The organism is Bradyrhizobium tropiciagri, assembly GCF_001189845.1.
GTDB classification, from domain to species: domain Bacteria; phylum Pseudomonadota; class Alphaproteobacteria; order Rhizobiales; family Xanthobacteraceae; genus Bradyrhizobium; species Bradyrhizobium tropiciagri.
On sequence record NZ_LFLZ01000004.1, the window covers coordinates 138,446 to 165,092 of the forward strand.

General features: G+C 59.8%; 21 protein-coding genes and 2 pseudogenes. 9 read left to right on the plus strand and 14 right to left on the minus strand.

Going from position 1 to position 26,647, the window contains the following annotated elements; translation table 11 throughout:
- Window positions 1–210 precede the first annotated feature (210 nt).
- From AKN84_RS48755 to AKN84_RS05325, 3 genes and pseudogenes are all read left to right on the plus strand, one after another.
- Window positions 211–363: pseudogene (locus AKN84_RS48755) on the plus strand (AMP-binding protein); the annotation flags it as partial.
- Between the two features lie 149 nt (window positions 364–512).
- Window positions 513–1,985 (plus strand): non-ribosomal peptide synthetase, encoded by a 1,473-nt coding sequence (locus AKN84_RS05320; protein WP_244484932.1) that lies wholly within the window; start codon window positions 513–515, stop codon window positions 1,983–1,985.
- Window positions 1,986–2,050: 65 nt separating this feature from the next.
- On the plus strand, window positions 2,051–3,223 hold the full coding sequence (locus tag AKN84_RS05325; RefSeq protein ID WP_244484933.1) for an acyl-CoA dehydrogenase family protein: 1,173 nt from the start codon (window positions 2,051–2,053) through the stop codon (window positions 3,221–3,223).
- Window positions 3,224–3,558: 335 nt separating this feature from the next.
- Here the strand turns inward: AKN84_RS05325 and AKN84_RS50590 are convergent, their stop codons facing one another.
- From AKN84_RS50590 to AKN84_RS05345, 5 genes are all read right to left on the minus strand, one after another.
- Entirely contained in the window at window positions 3,559–4,371 is an 813-nt protein-coding gene (locus AKN84_RS50590; RefSeq protein WP_128970451.1) for a TniQ family protein, read from the minus strand.
- A gap of 4 nt (window positions 4,372–4,375) precedes the next feature.
- Window positions 4,376–5,407 carry an AAA family ATPase gene (locus tag AKN84_RS44595; protein WP_128970452.1) on the minus strand — a complete coding sequence of 344 codons (1,032 nt, stop codon included), beginning with the start codon at window positions 5,405–5,407 and terminating at the stop codon, window positions 4,376–4,378.
- Window positions 5,397–8,417, minus strand: coding sequence for a hypothetical protein (locus AKN84_RS05335; RefSeq protein WP_128970453.1), 3,021 nt, complete (start codon window positions 8,415–8,417; stop codon window positions 5,397–5,399). The genes AKN84_RS44595 and AKN84_RS05335 overlap by 11 nt, the downstream gene beginning before the upstream one ends.
- Before the next feature lie 807 nt (window positions 8,418–9,224).
- The gene (locus AKN84_RS05340) at window positions 9,225–9,758 is read right to left on the minus strand and encodes a hypothetical protein (protein ID WP_050419713.1); all 534 of its coding nucleotides are present in this window, start codon (window positions 9,756–9,758) and stop codon (window positions 9,225–9,227) included.
- Window positions 9,759–9,773: 15 nt separating this feature from the next.
- Window positions 9,774–10,466 carry a hypothetical protein gene (locus AKN84_RS05345; protein WP_128970454.1) on the minus strand — a complete coding sequence of 231 codons (693 nt, stop codon included), beginning with the start codon at window positions 10,464–10,466 and terminating at the stop codon, window positions 9,774–9,776.
- A 753-nt stretch (window positions 10,467–11,219) separates the two neighbouring features.
- On the opposite strand from AKN84_RS05345, the gene AKN84_RS44605 reads away from it, so the two are divergent.
- Entirely contained in the window at window positions 11,220–12,305 is a 1,086-nt protein-coding gene (locus tag AKN84_RS44605) for a tyrosine-type recombinase/integrase (protein ID WP_128970456.1), read from the plus strand.
- 209 nt (window positions 12,306–12,514) lie between these two features.
- Here AKN84_RS44605 and AKN84_RS44610 read toward each other — a convergent pair whose 3' ends face one another.
- The 7 genes from AKN84_RS44610 to AKN84_RS05390 all read right to left on the minus strand — a co-directional run bounded on the left by AKN84_RS44610 (window position 12,515) and on the right by AKN84_RS05390 (window position 19,704).
- Window positions 12,515–12,868, minus strand: a complete 354-nt coding sequence (locus AKN84_RS44610; protein WP_157863250.1) for a DUF6634 family protein — start codon at window positions 12,866–12,868, stop codon at window positions 12,515–12,517.
- Window positions 12,869–13,216: 348 nt separating this feature from the next.
- On the minus strand, window positions 13,217–14,599 hold the full coding sequence (locus AKN84_RS48760; protein WP_244484934.1) for an AAA family ATPase: 1,383 nt from the start codon (window positions 14,597–14,599) through the stop codon (window positions 13,217–13,219).
- Between the two features lie 93 nt (window positions 14,600–14,692).
- Window positions 14,693–14,941: a hypothetical protein gene (locus AKN84_RS05365; RefSeq protein ID WP_050419717.1), complete on the minus strand. Its 249-nt coding sequence runs from the start codon at window positions 14,939–14,941 to the stop codon at window positions 14,693–14,695.
- Window positions 14,942–14,962: 21 nt separating this feature from the next.
- The gene (locus AKN84_RS05370; protein WP_128970458.1) at window positions 14,963–15,826 is read right to left on the minus strand and encodes a DUF7693 family protein; all 864 of its coding nucleotides are present in this window, start codon (window positions 15,824–15,826) and stop codon (window positions 14,963–14,965) included.
- Window positions 15,827–16,426: 600 nt separating this feature from the next.
- Complete coding sequence (locus AKN84_RS05380) at window positions 16,427–17,269, minus strand: metallophosphoesterase (protein ID WP_050419803.1); 843 nt, start codon at window positions 17,267–17,269, stop codon at window positions 16,427–16,429.
- 395 nt (window positions 17,270–17,664) lie between these two features.
- Window positions 17,665–18,624 (minus strand): alpha/beta fold hydrolase, encoded by a 960-nt coding sequence (locus AKN84_RS05385; protein WP_050419720.1) that lies wholly within the window; start codon window positions 18,622–18,624, stop codon window positions 17,665–17,667.
- Between the two features lie 288 nt (window positions 18,625–18,912).
- On the minus strand, window positions 18,913–19,704 hold the full coding sequence (locus tag AKN84_RS05390; protein WP_050419721.1) for a crotonase/enoyl-CoA hydratase family protein: 792 nt from the start codon (window positions 19,702–19,704) through the stop codon (window positions 18,913–18,915).
- A gap of 348 nt (window positions 19,705–20,052) precedes the next feature.
- Here AKN84_RS05390 and AKN84_RS44615 point away from each other — a divergent pair, with 348 nt between their 5' ends.
- From AKN84_RS44615 to AKN84_RS05405, 4 genes are all read left to right on the plus strand, one after another.
- Window positions 20,053–20,316 carry a hypothetical protein gene (locus tag AKN84_RS44615; RefSeq protein ID WP_128970459.1) on the plus strand — a complete coding sequence of 88 codons (264 nt, stop codon included), beginning with the start codon at window positions 20,053–20,055 and terminating at the stop codon, window positions 20,314–20,316.
- A gap of 121 nt (window positions 20,317–20,437) precedes the next feature.
- Window positions 20,438–21,499 carry a LysR family transcriptional regulator gene (locus tag AKN84_RS05395; protein ID WP_244484935.1) on the plus strand — a complete coding sequence of 354 codons (1,062 nt, stop codon included), beginning with the start codon at window positions 20,438–20,440 and terminating at the stop codon, window positions 21,497–21,499.
- 297 nt (window positions 21,500–21,796) lie between these two features.
- The gene (locus AKN84_RS05400) at window positions 21,797–22,420 is read left to right on the plus strand and encodes a TetR/AcrR family transcriptional regulator (RefSeq protein ID WP_050419723.1); all 624 of its coding nucleotides are present in this window, start codon (window positions 21,797–21,799) and stop codon (window positions 22,418–22,420) included.
- Window positions 22,421–22,472: 52 nt separating this feature from the next.
- Window positions 22,473–23,252, plus strand: coding sequence for an SDR family oxidoreductase (locus AKN84_RS05405; RefSeq protein WP_050419724.1), 780 nt, complete (start codon window positions 22,473–22,475; stop codon window positions 23,250–23,252).
- A 28-nt stretch (window positions 23,253–23,280) separates the two neighbouring features.
- Here AKN84_RS05405 and AKN84_RS05410 read toward each other — a convergent pair whose 3' ends face one another.
- Entirely contained in the window at window positions 23,281–23,919 is a 639-nt protein-coding gene (locus AKN84_RS05410) for a TetR/AcrR family transcriptional regulator (protein WP_244484936.1), read from the minus strand.
- Between the two features lie 234 nt (window positions 23,920–24,153).
- Between AKN84_RS05410 and AKN84_RS05415 the strand changes: the two genes are divergently transcribed.
- Window positions 24,154–24,627, plus strand: coding sequence for a MaoC family dehydratase (locus tag AKN84_RS05415; protein WP_157863251.1), 474 nt, complete (start codon window positions 24,154–24,156; stop codon window positions 24,625–24,627).
- Window positions 24,628–24,732: 105 nt separating this feature from the next.
- Here the strand turns inward: AKN84_RS05415 and AKN84_RS05420 are convergent.
- Window positions 24,733–26,522: pseudogene (locus tag AKN84_RS05420) on the minus strand (acyl-CoA dehydrogenase C-terminal domain-containing protein).
- Window positions 26,523–26,647: the final 125 nt, after the last annotated feature.

Sequence of the window (26,647 nt, forward strand, 5' to 3'; positions counted from 1 at the left end):
CTTGATGGAGCGTGGTTCATGAATGAAGTCCTGCCCATTGTGGAGGAGGGCGTAGCGCTTCCCCTTCTGAACAGTGCCGATCATCAAACGCTGGTTGTCGCGTACAACGCCACGGCGGCAAGCTACCCGTCGGACCGGACGATCATCGATCTGTTTCGCGACCGGGTGACGCGTAGCCCGGACGCTGAAGCGATCCGCTTCGGCGATGTCATGCTGACGTACCAGCAGCTCGACGGACGCTCCAATCAGATGGCCGGGCATTTGAGCGCGATGGGCGTAGGGCCGGGTCGGATTGCCGTGGTGTTCATGGAGCACTCCATTGAGGTCGTCGTCGCGATCCTGGGCGTCCTGAAATCCGGCGCAGCCTATGTGCCGGTGGACGCGGCAACGCCGAAGGGGCGCATCGCAACGATCCTGACGGATATTGCCAACGGAACCGACGGGCGGTCGCCGGTCGTGATCACGCAGCGCGCCTGGAATCCGCCATTTCGCCCGATCTTGCCGAGATTGTCGTGCTCGAGGCCGACTTCGCTGCGATTGCGAGTCAACCGGACTCTGCCCGGCCGTCCGCTGCCACGCCGGACGGCACCGCCTACATCATCTTCACCTCTGGCTCGACCGGCACACCCAAAGGCGTCGAGATCACGCACCGGAGCCTGGTGAACTACATCTGGTGGGCCGCCCAGGTCTACAGTTCGGGCGAACGTCTGGCCTGGCCTCTGTTCTCATCTCTCGCTTTCGACCTGACCGTCACGACGCTTTTCACGCCCCTCATCACCGGAGGCCGCATCGTGGTCTATCTCGGTGATCCCGGCGTGCAGAGTATGGTCGTACTCAAGGTCATCGACGACAATGCCGTCGACATCATGAAGCTGACGCCGGCGCATCTGGCGATGATACGCGACCGCAATCTTGAAACCACACGCCTGCGGAAATTCATCGTGGGCGGTGAGGACTTCAAGACCGAACTGGCCCGCGACATCACGAAGGCCATCCCGCATCCGGTCGAGATCTACAACGAATACGGACCAACCGAAGGCACGGTAGGCTGCATGATTCACCGTTTCGACATCGACCGGGATCAAGCGGGCTCGGTCCCGATCGGCGTTCCGGCCGCCAATGCCGGAATCTACGTCCTCAGCGAAGCATATCAGCCGACCGGTCCCGGCATCATCGGTGAGATGTTCATTGCCGGCGACGGCCTTGCGAGGGGCTATTTCAATCGGCCTGACCTGACCGACGACCGTTTCCGCACGGCGATCGATCCCCGAGACGGGTTCACGAAGCTGCGGCTCTACAAGACGGGCGATCTTGCCCGCTGGAGTCCGGAAGGACGCCTCGAATTTCTCGGCCGCGCAGATCATCAGGTGAAGGTCGGTGGTGCGCGTATCGAGCTCGGCGAGATCGAAGCGCGGCTCCTCAAGCACCCGCAGGTGCAGGAATGCGCGGTCGCCGTCATCGAGCCGTCCGCGGCCGGAGGCGGCATGGCACGACTTGCGGCCTACTATGTTTCGCCAGACGCTCTGGCCGTTGCGGACCTGCGCGCCCACCTGGCCGAAGAGCTGTTGGAGGCGATGATTCCGACGCACTATGTTCGCCTTGAGCGGATGCCGCTCACCTCCAACGGCAAGGTCGACCGCACCGCGCTGCCCGAGCCGACGGCGGAAAACATCCGGCCAGCGCAGGAATTCACCGCTCCCGCGACGGAGACCGAAAAGACGCTGGCCGGGTTGTGGTGCGATCTGCTGAAGGTCAAGTCGATCGGACGTCGCGACAACTTCTTCGAGCTGGGCGGCGAGTCGCTGCTGGTGGTGCGGGCGGTGGCGCGGATGCGAAAGGTCTTCGGCGTCGACGTGCAGATTCGCAACCTGTTCGAGCGCCCGACACTGTCCGAACTGGCGGAAGTGATCGACGGGATGCGCTGGGTGGCCCATTCCGAAGCCGCTTCTGCATCGGAGGGACCGAGAGAGGAAATCGAACTGTAGCGTGGCGGCACGCTCCCGATCCGGACGGAAACATTTGCGTTGGACTGATGGCAGAGCGCACGAACATGATGGACAAAGCTTTGGGAGCGGCGCGAGGACCGGGGCTGCCTTGGACGGCGGCGGAGTATGAGCTGCTGCGGGATCAGGTCCGCCGGTTCGTCGAGGAGGAGATCAAGCCCTGCGCGGATAGCTGGGAAGAGCAGGGGTTCATTCCCCGACCGGTCCTGCGCCGCATGGGCGAACTCGGTTTCTTCGGTATCCGTTACCCAAGCGGGTATGGCGGTGCCGAGATGGACGCGGTCGCGTCGACGGTTTTCGCCGAGGAGCTTGGGCGCTCGACGTATGGGGGAGTCGCCGATGCGATGCTGGTCCAGGCCGAGATGGCGTCCGTGTATGTCTTTCATGACGGGACCAGAGCCCAGCGGGCCCGCTGGATGCCGGGCATCATCCGCGGCGAGGTGATCACCGCGGTTGCCATCACCGAACCGGATGCCGGCTCGGACGTGAAGGCCATCCGCACGCGCGCGCTCCGGGAGGGCGACACCTACATCCTCGACGGCACCAAGCTCTACATCACGAACGGTGTCCACGCGGATCTCTACTGCGTCGCGGCCAAGACCAATCCCTCGGCAGGAAGCAACGGGATCACGATGTTTCTTGTCGAGAAAGGCACGCCCGGCTTCGGCGTCGGCCGTGTGCTGGACAAGCAGGGCTGGCGCTCCTCCGACACGGCGGAACTCGTCTTCGACGGTTGCCGGGTGCCCGCCGAGAACGTGCTCGGCGCGGAGGGGCAGGGCTTCTACTCCATCATGCGCAACTTCCAGAACGAGCGCCTTGTCCTCGCCGCCATGGCGATCGGAATGGCCGAGGCGGCGATCGATATGACCCTCGCCCATGTGAAAGTTCGCCGCGCCTTCGGCGGCGTCCTGTGGGACTTGCAAGCGATCCGTCAACGCCTCGCGATGCTCGCCGCGAAGGTCGAGGCAAACCGCGAGTTTCTCTATGCCACCGCGTGGCGCATGGCGGCGGACGACGATTGCATCCGTGAGATCTCGATGCTGAAAGCGATCTGCGCCGAACTCGTCAACGAGGTCGCGTATGCCTGCGTCCAGTTCCACGGCGCCATGGGCGTCATGCGCGAGAGCCCGATCGAGCGCATCGCGCGTGACGCGCGCGTCCTGCCCATTGCCGGCGGCGCAACCGAGGTGATGCTGGAGGTGGTCGCCTCGATGTCGTGAGCTGTATGCGGCCGTCGGGTCGCGGAGGGCGTCCAGCAGCGACGCCTGGTCCAGTGCGGCATCACCCCAGGTGTAGTTTCGGGCCGGGCTGGAGTCTCGGTGCCAGAAAACCCTTGATATTCTAACTGGAATTTCTCGCTGCATTCGAGTCCGCTCTGGTTCCATACGAGTCGGCAGGCCGAAATTCGCGGTTGGACCGGAGTCCCGCAAAGCCCCATTGGAATCTATTCATCGGAAACGTGATCCGATAGCCAGAGCGTTTGCGCTGCGGTGCAACAAGTGCCGGCCGGAGTTCTGATATCTCCAAGCGCTGCTTTGGAACGTCACCCTGCTCATTAAAGTCGTGAGGCGCGGATTCGGTCGATTGTATGCTTCACGGCTGAACGCCAACTAAACGAAAGATGATCGACGCTTCCAGGAAGCCCCTTAAGCAGCAACGTGCCGCTATCCAAGCCGCGGGGATGTGCCAATTCCTCAATGGATCCCAGATATTCTGCTAGTCGCATCAACCGCCCTGGATCGCAATCTCTGATCGGCGAATACAGCGCCGAACGAGCTTCCAAGCGCTTCCGAGGCTGAAAGGAGTACATCGACGCCCAGAAACGGCTGACTTCGATTTGCCTTTCGCTTCCGAGGACCGCTGGGACCAATCTTATGTCTTGCCCGCAAGCACTGCACTTCAACAGATGGTGCATGCTCCGCCACCACAAGGGGTTGCCGCAGGGACAACGGTCGATCAAGCGTTCTCCAGACGTGGGATCACAACTAATCACTCGTATTGACCACAACGCGCGCAGGAAGGGCACTTCGCCTTTTGTTACTTGACCCGGAGCAATCCGGCGTTTGCCGCGCTCGAGTGCTGACCATGGGATTGGCTGATCGAAGAACGTCGTTATCGCGGGATCGACTTCGGAATGCATCATCGCGCGGATGATCGCGGTCCCGCATCCAGTGACACATCCTAAGGCTATGGCATGTTCAACCCGCGTGGCGAGTGCGGCAAACTCTCTCGAATCTCTTCCTACTATCTGCGAAGTGAGTTCCGAAGTGGAGACGTCGTTTGCGTCGCATAGCCTGGACACCCAGCTCAGTAGGGACTCCCCATGAGCAGCAGGGAAAATTGCAGAAAGGCGAAGAAAGCTCGCCACACTTTTAGCGCCAAATCATCGCGCCTTTGCCCTTTGGCGCCGTGGGCAACTTGGGCTTCGCAAATCGCCTTTGTTCTACTTCCTTTCGCACTTCCTGTATTTCGGTGAGGGTAGGCGCATCATCGCGCTTAAATGGATTGAATTTGAGCGGCGAGTCCCGCGCCATCTGGAGGCGCCATGTTTCGGCAAAATCGTCACGCGTGACGGTATATGGGGAATTGCGTCTCTTTTCCTTACGCTCCCTAACAACAGTAAGAAGGGTCTCACGGACCAGCGCAACGATTCCTCCAGGAGAACCCCAGGAGCCTGCCCAGAAACATTTGGCCCAATCGTCTGTTGCCAGTATCAGCTTGATTCCGAGCTGATCTAGGAGTGAACGCAGCTCTTGCTGAATAACTAGCAAGAAATCGTGGACTTTGCCCAAGTCCGCTCCGCGAGTGTATGCAAGCGGAGCGAGATCTACAAACTCCGCAAAATGTCCGACCATGTGCAGAAGCTGCCCCGCCAGTGCAGAAGTCCCCGTCCGGCCTGACAAGATGATTGGCGCAACTCCAGATGCAATAATTGCCGCCAAGACGTCGAGAGTCTCCTCGGTTAGCAAATGGGCATTGTCGACGGCAAGCAACGCCGGCTTGCGTTCGTGCCTCTCAATCCGTTTGCAAAGGTATTCGGCCAGCCGGGGCACATTGCCGAGCCCGATTATTGGCGTACCCAGCGCGCGACACAGTAGCAATCCCAAAGCGCTCGCGTTGGTGGGTGACCTGCATTCTGTACGACAGGTCCATCCAGCAATGGGCGAAACATAGTTGCTCCGGATATCACCACTGATGAGGTTCAGCACCCTAGTCTTGCCTAACAGTGGTTCGGCTTCCATAACCAGCATCTGCGCGGGTTGCAGCGGACTTCGATAGACGAGTGCGTGAGCGCGTTTGACCACAGCGCATTGATCTGGCAGATCGACGTGGATGCGCGTTATCGTTTCGCGCAACTGCGCTTCAATCGTGTTGCTCGCCGGTTTGGATGCGTCAGTACTCATCGTCGTTCACGCTGGAATCGTTGGTTGGGCTAAAATTGCGAGGATAATCTTGAGTTTCGGGTTGAACGGTATCGGGCCAGTCGTCCATCAGCCGAGCGCGCGCGGCTGCTGGGTCCGATGCCAAGTCGGCCTCAGGCAGAAGATTGGAATGTGGAGCCTCATGATGAGGGGGGACCGGCTCGTCCTGCAGCGGAAATGGCGTGGCACCGTGGGACGTCATTAGCTGACCGAGTCGAGCTACCTGACCGACCGTCCTTGTAGTTGCTCTACGCTTCATGACCTTCTCAACCGCGCGCCGAGTAACCTCCACGTAGGTATCTGCCAATAGTTGCTCCGTAAGCTTCTGGCGCTTCTTTTTCGCCTTCATTGCAGCGTTATGGATGATTTCGTGAACATCCATTGATTTGCCCGGAGCATAGCCTCGGTAGAGACAGTCGATCTCGGGCCGCTTCCGCCATCCGCCGGTCTTTGGGTGGGGATCGTGGATGATAACGTTGGTGATATCGTCGGGGCGCATCCGCATCTCTACCTGCGGATTGCCTTTTTTATGTGCGTGGTGATCGGACCTGATTTTTTGAACGGCGGGTCCGTTGTATGGAACACCCTTCCATACAACGCCTTCCCTCGTTGCCGTTCCCAAAATGCTCACGCGGAGTTCGCGATCGAGCTCTTCTTCTGAACTGGCAGTATCGGTCGACCAGCCTGGATGCGTCTTCTGATAATGCCGCCATGCATCGCGAGCCGAGTGTGTGCGTGTCCGCGCAACGTGGTTCGCATACCGATTGCAGACCCAGAGAATAAACCGACGATCGAGCTCGTCTATAGCCAACAGTTCGCCTGGGGTAGCTCGTTTCTCCGGGCGCACTAAGACATTGCGGCCGATCGCTCCAGGCAGTTTTGAGAAGAAGTCCGTTTCGACGACACCGAAGAACCGCTCAATGTGCGGTCGCCTCTTCGGTTTTTCCTTCTCAGCAGCCTCAATCTCAATCCCGAATTTGCCTGAGGCCCTTACAACGTCACGGGCGAGGTTTGCCTTGCCATGATCAAGCGAGATTATCTTGGGGAAGCCGCCTGCTAACCAATCCTGCGCTCCATGGTGACTATAGCTTGGTTTGTCTCTGCAGATATGGGCGTACGCGCGCATGATATCTGCTTCGCTTGGGCCACCAACCGACCAGGCGTAGCCAGCGGGCCAACTTGTTGTGGTGTCTATGCCGGCGATTAGCCACAAGCGAGGAATCCGAATTCCCGCAAGCTCACTTAGAAATTCCGCTTGAGCTGGATATGTGTTCTCAAGGTCGATCAAGTGCCAATCGAACTCGACCCTCGTAAAGGGCTCTTTTGGAATCGGAAGCTTGCCCACGATGTCGTAGGTCTGGCGAGCGATTTTGCGTCCGAGCGTTGCTTCGCAAAGATCCATGCCCGGAAGTGACGAAATCAGATTGTCAACTGCTGTGCGACCGATGTAGGGCAGTTGATCTTCGGAGGACCGCGATGCGTTCTTGGCGTCTATACTTTGGTTCACCCTGAGAACTGTGCCCGAAACGCTCTCAAATTCTCTGGTCGCGAAATCGGTCTCGATGACATCCAATGCAGCCCGCTGCACCGGTTTGTCGGTGCGCGCTGGATGATGGGCAATCGTTCGACCGTCGACCAATTGGCTTGCCGGAATCACGTCCAGATGAGCAACCCGCTTCAGGGTTTTCGCGACCGTCTTCCAGCTCGGTTGCTTTCCGAGGGGGATACCTTCGTCTTGAGCAAGGTTTGCGATCAGTTCGGCGAGATCTCTCGGCGGATGGTGCGGCTCGGACTTTCCACCTTCCTCACTCGGGCCGGTTATGTGCAACTTGGGAAGCCCTTCCGACTGGCGTCGGCGAAACTCTTCTCTGATCAGGGGAATAAAAGTCCTATTGTCCCAAACATGCGCCTGAGGTTTCCCAAGGCGTTCATTGCTAATCATTCCCTTCGCCGCCGCTTCGTGCGCACGCGACGGGCACACACGAATTCCGCGATCGAGGCGCACAAGGATTCGTTCGGAAAATTCGGTACGTAAGCGCCAAGCAGAACGGTTGATTGGTGTAGCGCCGTCTTCCGGTTCGAAGCAAAATAATCCCGTAGTAGCGCGCCTTTTGTAAAAGAACACGGCATCCCAAAATTGATACCGTTCTCCGATTTTCATTGGGAATGGAGGATTGTCATCGGCATTAGCTCCGGGATCTCCGGGCCAATCCTCATACAGGCCGGGTAGGGGAACGGCGTCTGTCAGACGCTGAGATAGATTGTTCATCATGGCTGCGACCGTGTATGAACCAAGATCAATGCTGCCGAGACGCACGGTCGACCCGTGGTTGATCGGACCCAAATGAAGATCAATTGTGATCGTTCCGTCGGCGTGGAGAGCGAGGGCGCGACGCGGATCGCCGGTCCCCAGGATTGTGATCACGTCGCCGAGAAGCATGGGGCCGTGGGCCAGCGCGGAAAGAACTGCGTTCCGCGCATTGGCATCAACACGGACGCGCCTCGCTCGCCAAATTTCGTCGACGCAGTCAGCGAGAGGTAGACGATACAAATCCTCGCTTGTTACCGTTTCAAACAGGAGCCCCTTCTGCGCGTAGGCGCGAGCGATCGCGCCAAACTTATCTGCCAGCCAAGGAGCATAGGCGAATCCGGTTACGCCCTTCACGCCGAGACGAACAAATCCGCTAGGTCGCTCGACCAGAAAATCCGTGACGTGGTCGACGATCCGTCCGTCGACTTCAAATCGAATAATCTCCGGCTGCGAAACCGCCGATAGGGCGCGACGTACAAGGCGCTCAAACCATAAGGTGCGGCGCTCGTTCTCACCCTCCCAAGTGATTTGTGTATCGCCAAAGACCGGACTGATGCCTTTCTTGGTCCAAAACAACTTCATCAGTTCGCGAACAGGCCCTCCGTCGGCCATCGTGGCGATGCCAATCGTTTTGACTGGGGCATTCCAGTTGGTTGCGGCGTCTCGATTTCGTCTGCCCACGCCAGCGCCCTCTCTAGTGGCAGCCGCTAAGGACTTCGCTGGCTCAGGTCATCGCGGCCTGAGCTTGGGTTAGGGCGATCACTCGCCGTTGCGCAAAAGGACCGGAACTGCGAATTAGGGGAGCTCCCGACGCTGGATTGCCAGCAAACGGCGTACCGAGTGTCAGGGGAAGTGGATGGGTGGAGTGGAGCGGGTTCCCCTTGCACATCAGCAAGGCAGTCCTTGCGAAACATCCTTCAGCCCAGACGACCTCTGCCATTGGCTTGATCCTCACAGCTAGGATTCGGCGCCCTTTGGAGGCGCCTAAGAACGTGCGCGACCTTGGTCGATCCGCGGTGTTCCCGACCGACCAAGTCGGGTCAAGTTTAGCGTGTGGAGGGAAGGCTGGATAGGGGGTAATTTCCAAAAAACAATAAATTATTTCAAGGATTTGCTGTCGCTTTTTCAAGGATTCGTTTAACGAAGCGGGCGCCCTTCAAGGATTCGATTGTCGGCAGGAGAGTGCTGAATTTCAGGAGCTTTGTCCGATCGAATCCATCCTTTAAGGATTCGATGATCGGCCGTGACCGTAGCCTTGTCTTTTCCCAATGCACTATCGTTGGGAACTCTTGGCTTAAGCTCGACCACAGCACGTGCTGAGCCGGCATCTCCCGCGCCACGCATCGACGTCCCGCGGTTTGGGGCATAAAAACGCGGTCGCGAACAGCTATGGTAATAAAATACCTAAGAGATGAGTTGCGTGCTCAGGGGGGGGTCCTTGAATCATGATTCGCCCTATCTTTGTGCTTACCCGATCGAAGGTAGGGCTCAGAGTAGTGCTTCGGGATCTACGTCTACAAAAGCATCCAGCGTTCGATCGTAACGCCGACACCGAGCAATCGGTATGTCCGTTTCAACATATTCTCTGACAATGTGAGCATTCGCAAAGCCTAGGGGAGTGAGCACCGGCGTGCCGCGCGCATGGTCAACGCAGGCTGTGACAAGGCAACCGTAGTCGCTGAACAGCTGACCTTCGGCGCCGCAGCTTGAGCAGGTGCACACCGACGCTGCCTCGGCCAGTGCAACTGCTTCGTCGATCGCATGTTCGACTTCTTGAGGAAGTCCTACTTTGGCGGTCCAATAAATCTCTAGCCGTCCCCATTTCTCGCTGATCTGAACGAAGCGTACGGGATAATCTGCCGCGGCGTTCGAGACCCGATCCACGAGCTTGATTACGATACGGCGCCAGCCTGGCCCGCACTTGGGAAAACCGGGGGCGAACGGAGCGCCATGGAAGCTGCGAACGAACAGTTTCTGATGACTTCGGATAAGCGCTTGCTCCCAGCTTATGAGTTCGACCATGGCAATGGCTTTTCACTAGGTGGGAAAGGGTATCCCGAGGGAGGGGGTGACACGATCGGCCGCGTTGGAAACAACCGAGTTCGTATTCAGCGGCTTGGAAACATTAGTCGCGATCAATCCGCGGCAGATCAGCGCGCAGGCTGTCGGCATCGGATCTCTCAACCCAACCTTCGCGCCCAACGTTCGAATTGCCATACGGCGACGTCGAGCCAGAGCAGACACGACACTCTCGATCACAGGCGCCGGAACGGGGTGGTCACGATATCGCCAGATCCGGCGGCAGTTGGCTGCGCGGGGCTCGGCATCGATTATCGAACTGTCGATCTCGATCAAACGTATCCCACTTCCTTGAAGGGCAATCAGTAGCAGCCCTTGGGTATCGATATCTCGGTAGGGTCGCTTGTCGATAATGTCGTAGGCGACGCGACCATCGTTCCTGTCCGCCACAATCATCCGAACCGGAACTTCGTCGCCATCGAGCGCGAGAGATTCCATGAAGCTGATTGACCGAACGGAGGGGTCGAGCGAGAGCTGAATGCGGAGATCGTGCAATGAAGGAGAGCGGCTAGAAGTGATCGCTGCTTCGAGTGCACGCTGATTGGCTAACAGTTTGCTGTTGAACCTACCGCCCGTGGAGTTGGTCCGCGCAGGGAGATTCCGAGCGCGATGGGATTTCACTCCATTGGGTGGCAGCTCCTTGCGCCCCATCGGTTCCATTTCCTCGGCAAATCCAACAACAGATAGGCCCGGAATACCTCGAGGCCCGCAGCAACACTAAGCAGTCAGTTAGGTTTAGTCAATAGATAGCGAGCTATCTAGCTATCTATGATTAAGGCTATCGTGTTGTTGATACAGGAGAAGTTTGCTCGGCCTGAGGCCGCATGGGGGCGGGCGACGTGATGCCAATTTTCAGTCTTTCGACTCGGGCGCAGGAATGGTATTCAGCGGACAGATAGTCGGCTATCTAGGGACCCGAGCTGTCCAGGAGAGAATTGGTGCGAAAGCCCCGGGAAGATGCCTCTAGTGTCCGCAAAAGAGCTGACGGACGCAGTCAGCTTCTAATTTATCTGCTGCCAGACATAATTCGGGAGCTTAAAGTTGCAGCCCTTTCGCAAGATAAGCCAGCCTACGAGCTCGCCGAGAAGGCGATCGTGCAATACCTGAAGAAGGTCAAGCGCAGGAGTAAATCATAAGCGCCCGCGGGGCTGCAGAGCTGGATTTCGCTCGACTAGGTGGTCGACTGGATTGGTGCCGTCTGGCCGAGCTGGTGCAATCGCGGCTTTGCAAATAGAGCCACCTTTTATGACCGTCGCGTGCTATCTTCATAAATGAAGCCGGCTGCAGCTGACCTATTCCCGCTTTCCGCCGAGGAAAGTAAGAGCGTAGTACCGTCCCTAATCCAGGTCGCGAGCCGCGAATTTGACTTCGTTTCGAGTTCAATTTCTGGCGCTGGAGTGAGCGGTGCGGTCACGAAGTCCGTTTGAAAATGGTGCGCCTGACAAAAGTGAGGTGGTCTTTCTAGAAGACGGAAGACCTGCTGAGTTGCCTGGATTTGATCCATTCTTCGGCGGTTGGATCGCGCAGCTCAGGAAACAGAATAAGTCTCATTCAACAATCTCTACATACGCGCCAGCGCTTTCTCGTTGCATCGCGACGATCCAATCAAACTGCATTTTCGAGGTGAACGTGCAGACAATATCGTCTGTCGATCGCTTAGTTCTTGAGCAAATGCAGCAAACTATGATTGAAGACGGCGCGCCCGATCCAACTATCAGGTTGCGAATAGCTGCGCTTCGTTCGTTCGCGAAATTTCTTGTTCAGCATGGTCACGCTGTGTGCGGAGCCTTGCTGGCGAGTCGCTTCCCTCGAATTGCACCCCGATCGATGCACACCCCTGGAGAGGAGGACTGCAACAGTCTGATACGCTGTGAAGAATCGGAAGACGAGACGTGGGAGCATGTGAGGAACAGAGCGATTTTGCGATTGATTTCAGTCGATGGCTTAACCATCGCCGAGACATTGGCAATCGATCGTGAGCATTTGCGCCTCGTCGATTGCACCCTGAATATTGTCAGTGGGAGGTGTCCTCGTGTTATTGTGATTGAGGCCGACGTCGCCGAGGACATTGTAGCCTACTTGGAAGTTTGCCCTCACGAAATTGAAAATGGATCAGCCCTGTTCGTCGGATCGCGCGGCGAGCGGTTGACCGCGAGAGTCATTCAGTTGGCCGCCAGGGATCTACGCAACCAACTCGGGCTACACAATGAGACAACTCCACGCGCACTAAGAAGAAGCCGGGTCTTACAGTTGCGAGCGAGCGGCGTACCTGTACAAGAGATAATGCAACGGCTTGGCATCTCGGCTTCGGCGATCGGCGCAATACTAGAGGAAGCTCCCCTCAGTCCTCTGGAATTGCAGCAGGCCATTCTCAAAGTTGAATCAATTTGGAACCGGATTCGCCGGTTGCAGACGGACACCAATGGGGCGCAATGGAAAGCGCAGAAGCCAGAGCTCAAACGGAAAAGTCGCAAACCGACTAAGACGTAAGATCGTGCCAAAGTGAGCATTCTCCATCGAACTGGCTCCGCTACAAGTGCCGAGCCGTGAAGATCGTCGCGGGCCAAAGGTGGACACCGATGACCGATAGTCGGGAAATCGCGTCATCAGCCACGTACAATTTCCGAACTAAGGGCACCCTATCGCCAGGGCGTCGGACTAACCTCGTGCTGACGACGTTCATTGGTAGTTGCTACTGATCAGGTCGATGTTGAGGCTTCTTCGGTTGTTTGCGTTCCAAGCCGGTAGACCCGATTCCACGTGCGGGCCCATTTGCGGTTGCGGTCAAGCCAGATCAATGGCGAGGTGCGAATTGTCGCGGTGTCATAGAGCTGCGGATGCCCGGTGACGCGTCCCAACAATACGACGACCCTTGGCCAAGGATCTCGTTCGCGCTTGAACCGCAACACAGTCGTGCGCCAGCACTCGAGCAGAGGGGCGCAGGAGAGTTCGGGCGACGACGGTTCTCCGCCCTTCAGATAAGATTCGAAGTCGCGCTTCAACTTCGCCGCGGCATCACGATCCTCTGGGGGCATGTGGAAAGTCCCAATCATTTGTCCGACTTGGCGCTAACCCGCTACGTCGGACCGGCTTCCGAGTCGGTAGAGAAGATGCTTGGTTCTCGCCCATTTTTCATTGCGGTCGAGCCATATCAGTATTGTCATCGTAACCAGAACTTCGTCGGTTAGCCCGGGACGTTTGGCGACATGGCCACTGAGCGACATGGTGTCCTTGAACAACACCGAGGATGCTGTCTCGATTCTTTCGTACACAAGGTTCACACACCACCGCTCTAGGAGAGGGGCGCTTGCAAGCTCAACCGGTCTGGGTCCTTGGCCCTTGAGATAGCGCTCGACATCCAGTCTAAGCACTCGGTCGAAATGGTCCTGTACAAGCGACATTCAGTGCCTCACCGCAGTGGCATTGCGCGCCTCAATGGTGGCTGCAACGATTTTCTGCAGCTTGCGGATGCTGAATCCGGACCGTTCCCAGGACCGGGCAATTAGGTCGAGCTCATCATAGGCAAGTGGCCAAATGAATGCCTGGTCGCCGTTCTCGATCGCGAGATCCTGCAATACGTTGGCTGCAAGGAGCGGCAGATCACTCACCCGAGGCGCTGGGATCTTGATGATACGGAAGCGATCCCGCAACGGGGCGGGCAGGGCATCGATCGAGTTTGCAGTCGCGATATAGGAGATAAAGGACAGGTCTAGCTCGACATCGAGTGAGACGTCGCGGTACCTCGCCGCGGTCTCGCTCTCGAGGAACGGCAAAAGGGCGTCCCATAGTCGGCCGTTGTGCGATGACGTGCCAGCTTTCTCAATCTCGTCGACCATCAGAATTGGGTTGGCGATGCGCATCTGATGGATAGCGCGCACAGGTGCTGATGGTGTGGTGTTACTCCATCCTTTCGGACTGCCGCCGAACATGTTGTCAGAGGCGCTGGCCCCGTCATAGCGGTAGACGCCGATCCCGAGCAGATCACCGATCCTGCGCACGAGGCGCGACTTGCCAACGCCGGCAGGCCCGGTCAGAAGCAGAGGTTTGAGCCGTACTGGTTCACCGTTGCCCAGGTTGCGCAGTACGAGATCGATTGCGGTGGTGGCGTGCGGATACTCGGTCATCAACGTGGCGCGCACCCTGCCAAGGTCGCGCGCTACGACCAGCGGAAGCCTCAGATCGAGGAGGTCCTTGAAGCTAGACTGCCTATCAAGAGCGGATGCCTTGTCCTTGGGCATGACGACAAGCCCGGGCTCCGTGGGCTCATCTTGCTGCTCTCCCTTGTTCTGTTCCCGCGAGGCTGGCGGCTCATGTGAGGAGGCGTCCTGATCCCGCGTCTCGAGATAGGCGATGTAAAAGATGCTCCGCGGTTCGTCCTTGAAATCGCCCCTTGCCGCACGCCACCAGATGCCGAGGCGCCGAAGCGCCAGAGGTTTACATACATTGACGATGGGCGAGTCCCATAGGTGCTCAATGGCGTAAGCCAATTGCGGCAACACAACTTCGAAGGTTTTCTGCTTACCGGGATCGGCCGCGAGCATGAGCGCCGCGAGCGCCTCCTCGCCGCGGCCAACCGCGAACAAGCCGTCGGCGAGCTTCTCGCAGGCCTGCTTGCTGCGTTCCTTCCTGCCCGACCAGAAATCGGCCGCAACTTGATCGCGAAGACCTTCGCTCTCGCCAATGCGCGCCCAGAACAGCAGTGCCGCCGGGGGCCAGCCAGACAGACACAGAAGCTCGACCGGCAAAGGCATCAATACCGAATCGCTTGTTACGTCCTGAGCCATTACTCAGTTCCTCGATGCGCGCAGGCTTGGCTGCGTATGATCGCCTTGGTGTAGTACGGCGAGGAGGCCGCGAGGCGTCGCCGAAAAGCCGCATCACAATTTGCTCAGATCGTTCGGTACCTTGCCGAACGAGCAGATGATTTTGGCGTCCCGAAAATCTCCCGTCGCCGGATCACCCGTCCGGCTGAACGCAAGCGCGCCGACGTAGCCGGGCTTGTGCGAATACGCCTTGGCGCGCATCACTGCCGAATTCGGGTTGAAGCACTCGACAGCCTCGCCAGGGAGGATGCCGTTGCAGGTGGCGACGAAGGGCAGGGCGACGTAGTAGGTGACCTCGGACATTCCAGGACCTCCCAAAAAAGCCTAAAGTCGTTCCAGGATTTCGCAGATGGCGTCCTGCTCATCGTCTTCGAGAAGACTGAAAGGGTTACCTTCGCGCGCGGCGAATGACTGGTAGTCGCCAGTCTGCCCGTCGGGCGCCCGCGCTTCCTGCACGTATTTCATCCCGAAATTGCGTTTGAACGCCTGGATCGTCCAACCATCGACCGTGAACTCGCCGACGCCATGGTACAAAAGTTTCCAGCCATCCTGTGGAGAGACGACCTGTGGGCGTGCAGACCCGCTTGCGATACGCCGCAAGATGTCCACCACCTCCGCAACATCGACTTGGCCCGGCGGCGGCGGCGGAAACTGCCGCGCTGCTGGTAGATGACGACGCGCCTTGGCCAGGATCTCCGCGATCTCCGGCAGGAGCGGACCTTGGTCTTCTGCCTCGTACCACACCCGGCGATGAAGCTCGGACAGCGCGTCTAGAGAATCGTGGAATGCGTCATCTGCGATCCGTCGACGGCGCCAGTCGCGCCAGAGCCTATCGATCGCGTCGAGCCAGGCCGCCGCCCATTTGCCGGCCACAGGTCGGCGCCACGCAACGACGAGGTGAGGTCCGTTCCATTCTGGCGGCGCGGCCGCGCGAAGCCGCGCTTCCAGCTCGATCCGGTCAGGCTCGTTCATGGCCCAGGTGCGGGCATCCCGTATTTCGATCTCGACGTGAGGCCCCATAAAATATCGGAGCGCTTGCTGATCCCACCTTTGCTCCTGAAGGATCGTAGCCGCGGCCGCTGGAATGCCCGCGGACTCCAGAGCGGCGAGGACCGCCTTCCACTGCGCGTGGTCGGTTACCAGTCCCATCGAGTGACGATTGCTATTCTCCAGCGCATCCGTACTCATTTTGAGCTCTTGTCTTTCGGCAGTCGTAAGCAGGGCGGACGCGTCCTCAGCTCCCGGTCGTAAAGTCGGCCTATTGCTTCGATACTTTCGATCAAGCGGTCGACCACACCGGCGCTGAAGAACAAGCGCCTTACCCGACCCCACTAGAGTTCGACGGATCAGACTTCACGACCTCGTCTGAAGCCTTCGCCAGCAACGCCCATACCGATTGCGCCCGAGCGTGTCCGTGTACGAGGCAACGAACTGTGCGAGGTGGAGTGCCGGCTATGGGATTGTTCGTTTCGCTCGCCACGATCTGATAGTCCGAGATCTCTGTCAGGTCAGAAATGTTCGCTATTCGCATCGCAGCGATCGTACGCCGCATCGGTTCGTATCCGCCCGGTATGAGATCGACCGTTATCACCAGCATCCTTCATCTCCTACGAATGAGAAGCCATTTTCTCGCGCACGCACCGGATGCGCTTGGCGCCGTCGAAGATTCGGTACTAACCCGTTCCCATACGCGGGGTAGGGCTCTTGAGCCGCGTTGACGGAACAATGGAATTGCATCCGATGCCGCCTCTCGTTTCGAGTGCTCGCAGTGCGGCGTCCTTCCCAACCTTAGATTTCAATGACGAAGTTCGGATTGAAGTGCGGGTTGTCCCAGGCGTGCTGCTGCGGCAGCCATGGCCCGTAACCCTTTGCGTTCGACACTACGCGCGTCACGCCGATCACGGTGTCCTCAGACTCATGAGTGTGTCCGTAGATCCAGAGATCGGCGGGTCTCAAAGGGCCGCGTCCATCATCGTCGGACGCAGGTCGCATCAAGGCCGTCAGGTCGCTGCGGTATGCGGCGTCGAGTACCTCTTCCTCGGAGAGGCGCGAGCCGGGATAATGAGGCGCCACTCGATAAGCGCGGCTCGGTATCGGTGCGTGATGGGTAACCACCACCAATGGCCCGCTTCGCGGCTTACGCATCTCGATATCGAGAAAGGTACGCGTTTGTATGTGGCGGCCCAACGCGTGGTGAGGCCGAAACCGCTGCTTATGATGCGCCATCCTGATCTTCCGAAAATCGTTCATCCGATCAGCCGCGACTCTCATCGCGCGGTATGGGTCGCCAAACATGTCAAAATCCGTCCAGGCTGTGCCGCCTGCGAAGGTCACCTCGCCAAGCTTGATCCAGCGATCCTGCAACACGAATACCTTGGTTCCTTCCGCGGCGGCCATCGCCTTTTGGACGGTCCCGTCGATGTCGGTTCCGTAGGCCTCGTGATTGCCCGGGACATAGATCACTGGATTGTGCGGGACGCGCTCGAGTAGCCATTTCACGCCCCGCTCCATACGCGGGATAAGGTCGCCGGCGACCACCAGGACGTCGAATTGCGGGCGCGCTTCACCAGCCGGCAGGTCCCAGCCACGTGTCAGTTCAACGTGCAGATCTGACAGGATCCACAGACGCACGGCTAAAGCTCCTTCTTGTTGCGTCTCTTTGAGAGAAATCCTCCGTTTTGAGCAGCGGATCCTCATCCGGAACTTCGTCCCGCTTAAGCAGGTCGCGCCAGCCTCGCCGCACTCGGAGGAGACATGGGCCGCAGCGTGCGCGCCAGTCGGTGGAAGGATGAGGTCGGAGGCAGCCCCAACCAGTACGACACTCGAAGCTCGAACGACACTTGTCATCATACGGCCTCAGCACGACTTCCATTAAATAGAACAAAGCAGGAACATAAAGCCAAGTCAATAGCTAGATAGCTCGATAGCTAGATATCGAGCTATCTAGATATCTGAATCCGCTCGGCTCACGAGCTCATGTCATCGGAGAAAAGCGCAGTATCTTCTTGGCATCGCGGTAACAGTGGTCAGATGTCTCGCAGCCAGGCGATCAGTCTGCTGTTTACTTCGTCGGGCCGTTCCTGCTGGGTCCAGTGGCCGCAACCGGGTAGCAAATCCATACCGCGCAAATCGGGCAGGGCGTCCTTCATCAGCGGAAGTATGTTTCCAAGCATGGTGAGGACAAGGTCGCGATCGCCGCCGATGTAGAGTGCGGGCTGTTCGATCGTTTTGCCCTCGAAAGTGCGGAGAAAGGCATAGTCCCGATCGTGGTTGCGATAGCGATTGAGGGGGCCACGGAAACCCGAGCGTTCGAACTCACCGACGTAGTAGTCCAGATCGGCCGTGCTGAGCCAGGAGATGTCGCCGGAAGGGTCTTCCACCCGGTCGAACAGCTTCTCGCCCAGGAGCTTGTCGGTCGGCCAAGTGCCGTTCGGCGCTTCGCCGCTCCGGGCGTAGTAGAAGCGCCGGAGGCTGCTGGGGACATCCGGCTCGAGCTCCTGTTCGGCGATTCCTTCCTGGGCGAGGTAGTGCTGGTAGAAGAACCGTCCCTTGCTGGTGTAGAGGTAGTCGATAACGTCATTGAGCGACCGTCGTGGCGTTCCAGTGAAGGGCACCGATAATCCCGCGACTGCACGGACCTTGTCCGGATGTACAAGCGCCGTCGTCCAGGCGATCGGCGCGCCCCAGTCGTGTCCGATGACCACGGCCGGGCGGCCTCCATTGATAGCAGTGATGAGTTCGGCAACGTCGCCGCTGAGCGCCTCGAGCGTGTAGGCGTCGACAGGAAGCGGCTTATCCGATCCGCCGTATCCGCGAACATCGATGGCGCAAGCCGTGTACCCGGCCTGCGCAACCGGGTCCATCTGGTGCCGCCACGAGTACCAGGACTCGGGAAAGCCGTGCACGAAGACTACCAGCGGTCCCTTGCCCTGCATGGCAACCCGCAACGTCACGTTGCTCAACGAAACTGTTCTGAATTCGGGCATGTCGCTCTCCGGCTGAGGGGCGCGCTGCACGGCGCATCTGCTTGGTGCTTGGTCGAGGTGATTGTGCCGGCGAAGTTCATGTAAAGGGGTCCCCGGCCTTGGGCCGGGGACCTCAGGGCCTCATCGAGTCCCGGGAGTATTAGGTGATCGATCTTCCCCTGAATTAGACCGCGGATCAGACCGCGGTGACCCCTCCGTCAACCGCCAGGATCTGTCCGTTGATGCGCTTGCCGGCGCCGGGGCGACTCATCCCAAAAGGTCGAATGCCTTTTTTAAGCTCTCCATGATCTAGCGTCCCTTGAACACCGCAGCGCGGCGCTCCACGAAGGACTGGATGCCTTCCATCATGTCCTGGCTGCTAAAAACGCGATCCTTGACCGTCGGAATGTAGTCGATTGCGGCACGCTCGCCCGCCTCGATGTATTTCAGCGCGGCTTCCTTGGTCACCTGGATCCCGAGCGGGGCATTTTTCGCAATCGTCTGCGCAATCTCCATGGCGCGTTCGATCTGCTTGCCGGGCGGGACGACCTCCTGCACGAAGCCGATCTTGTGGGCGCGCTCCGCATTGAATTCGTCGCAGAGGAAGAGGTGGTACATCGCATCGCCCCAGCCGGCGCGGGTGAGATAGCGGAAATGGGCGCCGCCGAGCGGGGCAATACCTCGTTTGGATTCCATCTGGCAGAACCGGCTGTCGGAAGCCGCGACTACGATATCGCCGGCGAGCATGATCTCGATGCCAATGGTGTAGACGATGCCTTGCACGGCCGTGACGATCGGCTTGCGACAACGTCCCTTGAGCGCGAACGCGTCGATATTGTCGGGCTTTTCCTCGATCGTTTCAGCCTTCGGGCCGAAGAATTTCGGCATGTCGAGTCCGGCCGTGAAGTCGCTACCCTCGGAGCAGATCACACCCGCCCAAAAGTCCTCGGTGCGGTCCAGCAGGGTGATGGCGTCGGAGATCTCCGACATCATCTGCGGGCTAAACGAATTCTTCTTGGTCGGGTTGTCGATGATGATCTTGAAAACATGGCCGTGTACTTCGGTGCGAATCCGGCCAGCCTGCGGCTTCTCGTCGCTCATCTCGTTCCTCCACGTGGTGGACCGCCCATGCAGGACGAAGTCCAAAAATGCGCCGCAGCCGCGGTCGCCTCTATCGCCGCCACATGACAGCGAGCGCGAAGTGCAGGCCACAACATTCTTGTCGCTAGGCTATTCAGATTTGAATGCCAGTTGTCGCCCGTCGTCGGTGATGCCGCGGTCGCGTGCGCGACGTGCGCATCCGCGATGCAATCATCGATGCTGCCCTCAGACTTGGTCGGCGATGATACATGTCTCTGGCGTCACCAGCGGGGCAAAGACACGCTTGGGCTTGGCGATCATGATCGACGCAATCTTCGGGTTGCATGAACATGCGTCGCCATACACGGCGTGCGCCCATTCGACAGGGCGTTGCGCCCCACGGGATTGAACGTAAATGGCGATCCGCTCGTCGATCTCGCGGGTCGGTTTGTGCCGGAATCAACAGGTCTGTCCAAGGCCAGCTCCCGTCAGATGGTTGGGGCTTGCGAGCCGCGCATCGGCTACCCGGGATGCAATGAATTCGAGTTCAGTTGTGGTGATCGGGGAGAGGCCGGCAATCCCGTGAAGGAAGCACTTGACGTTCTGCATGACACGCATCATCCTGAAATCTGAATGATGTCGATCATGCAGATGGCGGGCCGAATCCAATCGCATCGCCGCTTTACGTCGATAATCGTGCAACCCGACGCCGCATCCGCCGAGGGGCTGAAGGCACATTCACAGGGAGTGGAAAATGGCTGCCGAACTTCGGACGACCTGGTGTGCCAGCGAGGACGGCGGTTGCCAGGATGTCAGTCCCGAAACCTGCGCCGGGGAGGCTGCCCCAGTCTTGTTGCCGCGGGTGCGGATGACCGAGGCGAATTGGGACCTCTTCAGATTGTTCTTCGCGGTGGCAAGCACCGGGAGCGTCAACCGTGCGGCGCGCGAGCTTGGGATGAGCCAGCCGACATTGAGCCGGCGATTGAAGGAATTGGAGCGTTACATCGGCGCGCCGCTGTTCTTCCGCGTCTCCTCCGGCGTCAAGCTGACGGAGGAAGGCGAGGCGTTACGCCGGTCGGCGGAAGGCATGGTGCGGTCGTTCGAATCCTTCCATCGCGATCTTTCCCTCCGCGTGGGCGACAGGTCGTGTGCGGTGAAGATTTCCGCGACCGAGGGATTGACCAAGCATTGGCTGCTACGTCGCGTCAGGAAGCTGCATGCGCTCAACAGCCACATCCGGCTGGAAATCAACTCGACCGTTCAGCAGCAGAATCTGGCTGCCAGCGATCTCGATTTCGTCATCCGGATGGGACATCCGGGCGACGACGAATTGATTGGCCGGCGCGTGGCGACGGCGTCTTTCGGCATCTTTGCATCGGAGGTCTATCTCGCGAGGCATCCCGCACCTCAATCGTTCGCCGAACTGAGTGAACACGAGATTATCGGCTGTCCGACCGATTTTGCGGCGCTTCGGGGCGAACGGACCGGAGAATTGGAGCTGCTTACCCGGTTCAAGGCGGCCGGTGACACAAGGGGCTGGCTGCGCACGATGCCGATCGCCAACCACTTTGCGGCCACGGTCGAAGGATTGGGTCTGGCGTTTCTCGCTGTTCCATTCGCCCTGGCTGAAGGACTGGTTCGGGTATTGCCGCATGAATCCTCCACCATGGACGTCTGGCTGCTGCGCCGGCGCGAAACCGACCTCAGGAAGATGACGCGGCAGGTGCGCCGTTTCCTCGAGGCCGAATTCAACGATTCCCGGGCGTGGTTCATGGGCCATCAGGGGCTGCGCACGCCGCTGCAGCGGACCGCCTGAGCGCCGTCGCCTTTGCTCGTCCCGGAGTGATTGTCGGCAATCGCGGGCGGCGCATGCCCGGTCGTGCGGATGATGGCTTGTGCCCAATTCAGTGATGAATAGCCGCGACAGCAGATTGGCGGTACCTCATCGTGGCGGCGTCGCTTACGTATGATGGCGCTGATGCGTACTGGTTCATTACCAGGACGCTGCAGCTAACGGGTGAGCTGGCGAGCAGAGGCATCACCACAGACGGGCCCATCTGAGCTGCTGGCTGCGTTCGGCCGCTACTTCCCAAAGAGTGCTGACTGGATCGCTATGCACCATGACAAGGACAACGGAAGCGAGACTTGTGCGCGGATTGTCGCGCTTGCGTCGCGGCATATCCGCAAGCATGGCGTCGACAGCTTGCGCGTGGTAGACCTCATGCGGGCGGCGGGGCTGACCCATGGCGGCTTCTACTACCATTTCGACTCGCGCAAAGACCTGATCGACCGTGCCTTCGCGCATGCTGTCGGCGAATCGGTCGGGCAATGGCGATCCATTTCTGCGCGTGCGGAAGCAGGCAGAGCCTTTGCGGATATCGTCGCCTTCTATTTGAACGAGGGCCAACGCCTAGACGTGGGGGCTGGATGCGCGCTGCCTGCGCTCGGCGCCGAAGCGTCACGGGCAGGCGCGGCCGCGCGCAACACCTTCACGGCCGGACTGCGGGAGATGGTCATGCTCATCGTACAAGGCTCGACATCGCGCGCCATGTCGCGTTGCGAGGCGATGGCCGCCCTGTCGCTGATGGTTGGATCGGTGCTGCTGGCGCGCGCTGCCGATGACGAGTGTCTGGCCGGCGAAATCCTGAGTGCGGGACGCGCCATGGCCGACGCCGCCGCAGCGACCTCGTTGTCTCCCCGTTCGCAAGGCGCGAGACGTTCAGGCCGATCGACATGAATGCCGCTCTATCGACCGGCAATCGACCGCACCTCGAAAGGAGAGTTACAAGATGAACAGCGTTCTGAAAGCATTCGATCTGACAGGAAAGAATGCATTGATCACCGGCGGATCCCGTGGGCTCGGCCTGCAAGTCGCGGAGGCGCTTGGAGATCAGGGTGCGCGCCTGGTGATCTCCTCGCGCAAGGCCGCCGATCTCGAAGCGGCGGTCAAGCATCTGCGCGACCGCGGCATCACGGTCGACTGGATCGCTGCGGATAATGCAAAGGACGATGACATCGTCCGCCTGGCCGACGAGACGATCGCCAAGCTCGGACGCATCGATGTCCTCGTCAACAATGCAGGTGCGACCTGGGGCGCACCGGCGGAGGATCATCCCATCGACGCCTGGGACAAGGTGATGAACCTGAACATCCGCTCGCTGTTCGTGCTGTCCCAGCAGATCGGCAAGAAGTCGATGATCCCGAACAGGTATGGCCGCATCGTCAACCTGGCTTCAATCGCCGGGCTTCGCGGCAATCGCGGCCTGACCCAGACGATCGCCTACAACACCAGCAAGGGCGCGGTGGTCAATTTCACCCGTGCGCTCGCCGGCGACTGGGGCAAGTACGGCATCACCGTGAATGCGCTGGCGCCGGGGTTTTTCCCATCGAAGATGACGCATGGGACTATCAAGACGGTCGGCATCGAGAAGCTGGTCGAAGGCGTGCCGCTCAGGCGAATCGGCGATGACGAGGATCTGAAGGGCGCGGCGCTGCTGTTTGCGAGCGACGCCGGTAAGCACATCACGGGGCAGATCCTCGCCGTCGACGGCGGCATCACCGCTGTTTGACAACTCAGCCGATGGCAGTCGTCCGGCGCTAGTTGCCGGACGATTGTCGCGCCGCGGCCTGCTCGAGGATGGTCTTGCGCGCCGCCAGCAGCAACTTGTCCGACAACGCCTCGTCGCCGACTGCGCGGGAGAGCGTGACAGCGCCGACCACAGCGCACATCACGGACATGGCAAACTCGCCGGCATGGTCGTCGTCGAGCAGCTTGCAGAGGGTGTCGACCCACGCTTCGGCATGCCGGGTCATGATATCGCGCGATCGTTGGTCGGCACGGGCGACGTCGCCGGCGAGGGCGGCGAACGCGCAGCCGGAGCTCGGATCATCGCGATGGATCCGGCTGAGATAGTTGTTGAGAAACGACTTCAGCGTGCGCGGACCCTTGGTGCTGCCGGCACGGACTGCGGACGCCTCGCCGTCGGTCAGCGCCTGGTCGAGCGCCTGTGCGACCAGATCCTCGCGCGATTCGAAATGCCCGTAGAAGCCGCCATGGGTCAGCTTGGCGGACTTCATCAATTCGCCGATACTTATTCCGGCGAACCCGAGCTCGCGCAGCTGCAGCGATGCCGCATCAAGTATCCGCTGACGGCTCTTCGCCTTGTCGGCCTTCGAATGTCCCACGATGCCAGCTCCAGTGAAATTGCCCTTGACGATGTCGATGTTGCTCGTCATCTTGCCATGTGGATGACAATCATCATGCAGATAGTCTGCCAGCAAGATACGAGTGTCACCCCGGATTTCAAGGGTTTTCGCCAACGGCACGGGTGCCGGGGTTCGCGTCAGCGGGCCCGAACGATCGCTGTGGGAGGCCGCTGCAACGAGCATTGAATCCGACCTGCCCGGCCAGGAGACGTTCGTTTCGCCAGTGGAAGAACCGCGCAATTTGCAACCATCATGGTCAAGAAAATGCCAGGTATCGACGTGAAGGAATATGCCGCGCTCAGGGGCAAGGAGGTCGGGGTGTCGCGCTGGTTCGAGATCGATCAGTCGCGCATCGACAAGTTCGCCGATGTAACAGAGGATTGGCAGTTCATCCATATCGATCCGAACAAGGCGGCAGAGTCGCCGTTCGGCGGCACCGTCGCCCATGGCTTCCTGACCCTTTCGATGCTGGCGGCGATGGCCTATGACGGGCTGCCGGCGATCGAGGGCCGCGTGATGGGCGTCAACTACGGTTTTGACAAGATCCGGTTCGTGACGCCGGTGCGCTCGGGAAGCCGGGTGCGGGCGCGCTTCAAGCTGCTCGAAGTCACACCGCGCGGCCCCAAGGAGATCATGACCAAGTCTGAGGTCTCGGTCGAGATCGAGGGAGCGGAAAAGCCCGCAATCGTCGCCGAATGGCTCGGCATGTACTATTTCGCCGAGCCGGTGGCCGCCTGACATCAGCGGCCGCATGATGAAGCGCCGCGGTCCTTGCGGGCCGCGGCGTTGTCTCTGGAATGTGCAGGCGAGGTGACCGATTGGCGGCCTGCCACCCGATGTCCTTCAGAACGCCTCCGCCGGAACGTCGATGATGCTCTTGCCGCCGGCCGAGATGCGGCGGAGCAGGAGCGCCGTCTCCGGCAGGATTCGCTCGAGGAAGAACGTTCCGGTCGACAGCTTTGCGGCCAGGTAGTCCGAGGTATCGCCGGCGGCGATCTTCTCCTGGGCGGTTACGAGCATCATGGCCCACATGTACCCGATCGCGAGCAGCCCGAGCAGGTGCATGTAGTCAGTCGAGCCGGCGATCGCGTCATTCGGGTTCTTCATCGCAAACGTCATAAGCGTCCCGGTCGCCTTCTTCAGGTCGGAGACCGCATCACGCAAGGCGACGACGGCGGTCGCTATGCCGTCCCGGCCGCTATTGTCCTCGATGAAGCGGTCGATCTCCGCAAGCAGGGCCTGGATAGCGCGGCCATTGTTGCGCTGCAGCTTGCGTCCGACAAGATCGAGCGCCTGGATGCCGTTGGCCCCCTCGTAGAGCATGGTGATCCGGGCATCGCGGACGAACTGCTCGGCACCGGTCTCCACGATATAGCCATGACCGCCGAACATCTGCTGGGCCGAAACGGCATTGGCAAAACCGCGGTCGCTGAGCACGCCTTTGATGACCGGGGTGATCAACCCCATGTAGTCGTCATTGGCTTCCTTCAGCGCCGCATCGTCGCTGCGGTGCGCGACGTCGTTGCGCAGGGCGGTGAACATCACCAGCGCACGGGCGCCCTCGTTGAAGGCGCGGATGCCCTGCAGCGTGCGGCGCACGTCCGGGTGCACAATGATGGGATCGGCGGGCTTGTCCGGGTACGCGGCGGCGCCGATCGCGCGGCCCTGCAGGCGCTCCTTGGCGTAGTTGGCGGCATTCTGATAGGCGATCTCCGCCTGCGCGGTGGCTTGCATTCCGACGCCAAGGCGCGCCTCGTTCATCATCACGAACATCGCCTCCATGCCCTTGTTCTCGCGGCCGACCAGCCAGCCCGTCGCGCCCTCATAGTTGAGTACGCAAGTCGGATTGCCGTGAATGCCCATCTTGTGCTCGAGCGAGCCGCAGCTCACCGCGTTCTTCGCGCCAAGCGAGCCGTCCGCGTTCACCAGCCGCTTCGGCACCACAAACAGGGACACTCCCTTGATGCCGGCGGGCGCGCCTTCGACGCGCGCCAGCACGAGATGAACGATGTTCTCGGTCATGTCGTGCTCTCCGCCGGAGATGAAGATCTTCGTGCCCGTGATGCTGTAGCTGCCGTCGGCCTGCCTGACCGCCTTGCTGCGCATCAGGCCGAGGTCGGTACCGCAATGCGGCTCCGTCAGGTTCATCGTTCCGGTCCATTGCCCCGACAGCATGTTGGGGATGTACGTCCGCTTCTGCTCCTCGGTGCCGTGCACCAGCAGGGCGGCGACCGCGCCCCGGGTCAGTCCGGCGAACATTTCGAGCGCCATATTGGCCGAGGAGAATATCTCGCCGACGACGCAAGACAGCGCCGTCGGCAGGCCTTGTCCGCCGTACTCAGCCGGTGCCGTCAGGCCGATCCAGCCGCCTGCGCCGAGCTCCGCATAGGCCTCGCGAAATCCTGCCGGGGTGGTGACGCTGGCATCCGGACTGCGTACGCAGCCGTCGAGATCGCCGCGGGCGTCAAGGGGTGCATGACCTCTTCGCCGAGCCGCGCGGCCTCCGACAGGATGGCATTGCGGACATCGCGCGACGCGTCGGAGAAACCAGGCAGGTTGTCGAACCGGTCGATCTTGAGGACATCGTCCAGGAGGAAATGCATGTCTCTGACTGGGGCGCGATAGATGGTCATCGGTCGATCCTGCCTGCTGTTGGTGGTGCGAGTGAGGTTGCGGGTTGAGGTCGATGTACCTCGCAACGCGCGCCTCTCACCAATTCTCCTTTGAATAGCCGTTCGTCACATTTTGGCCTACCGCG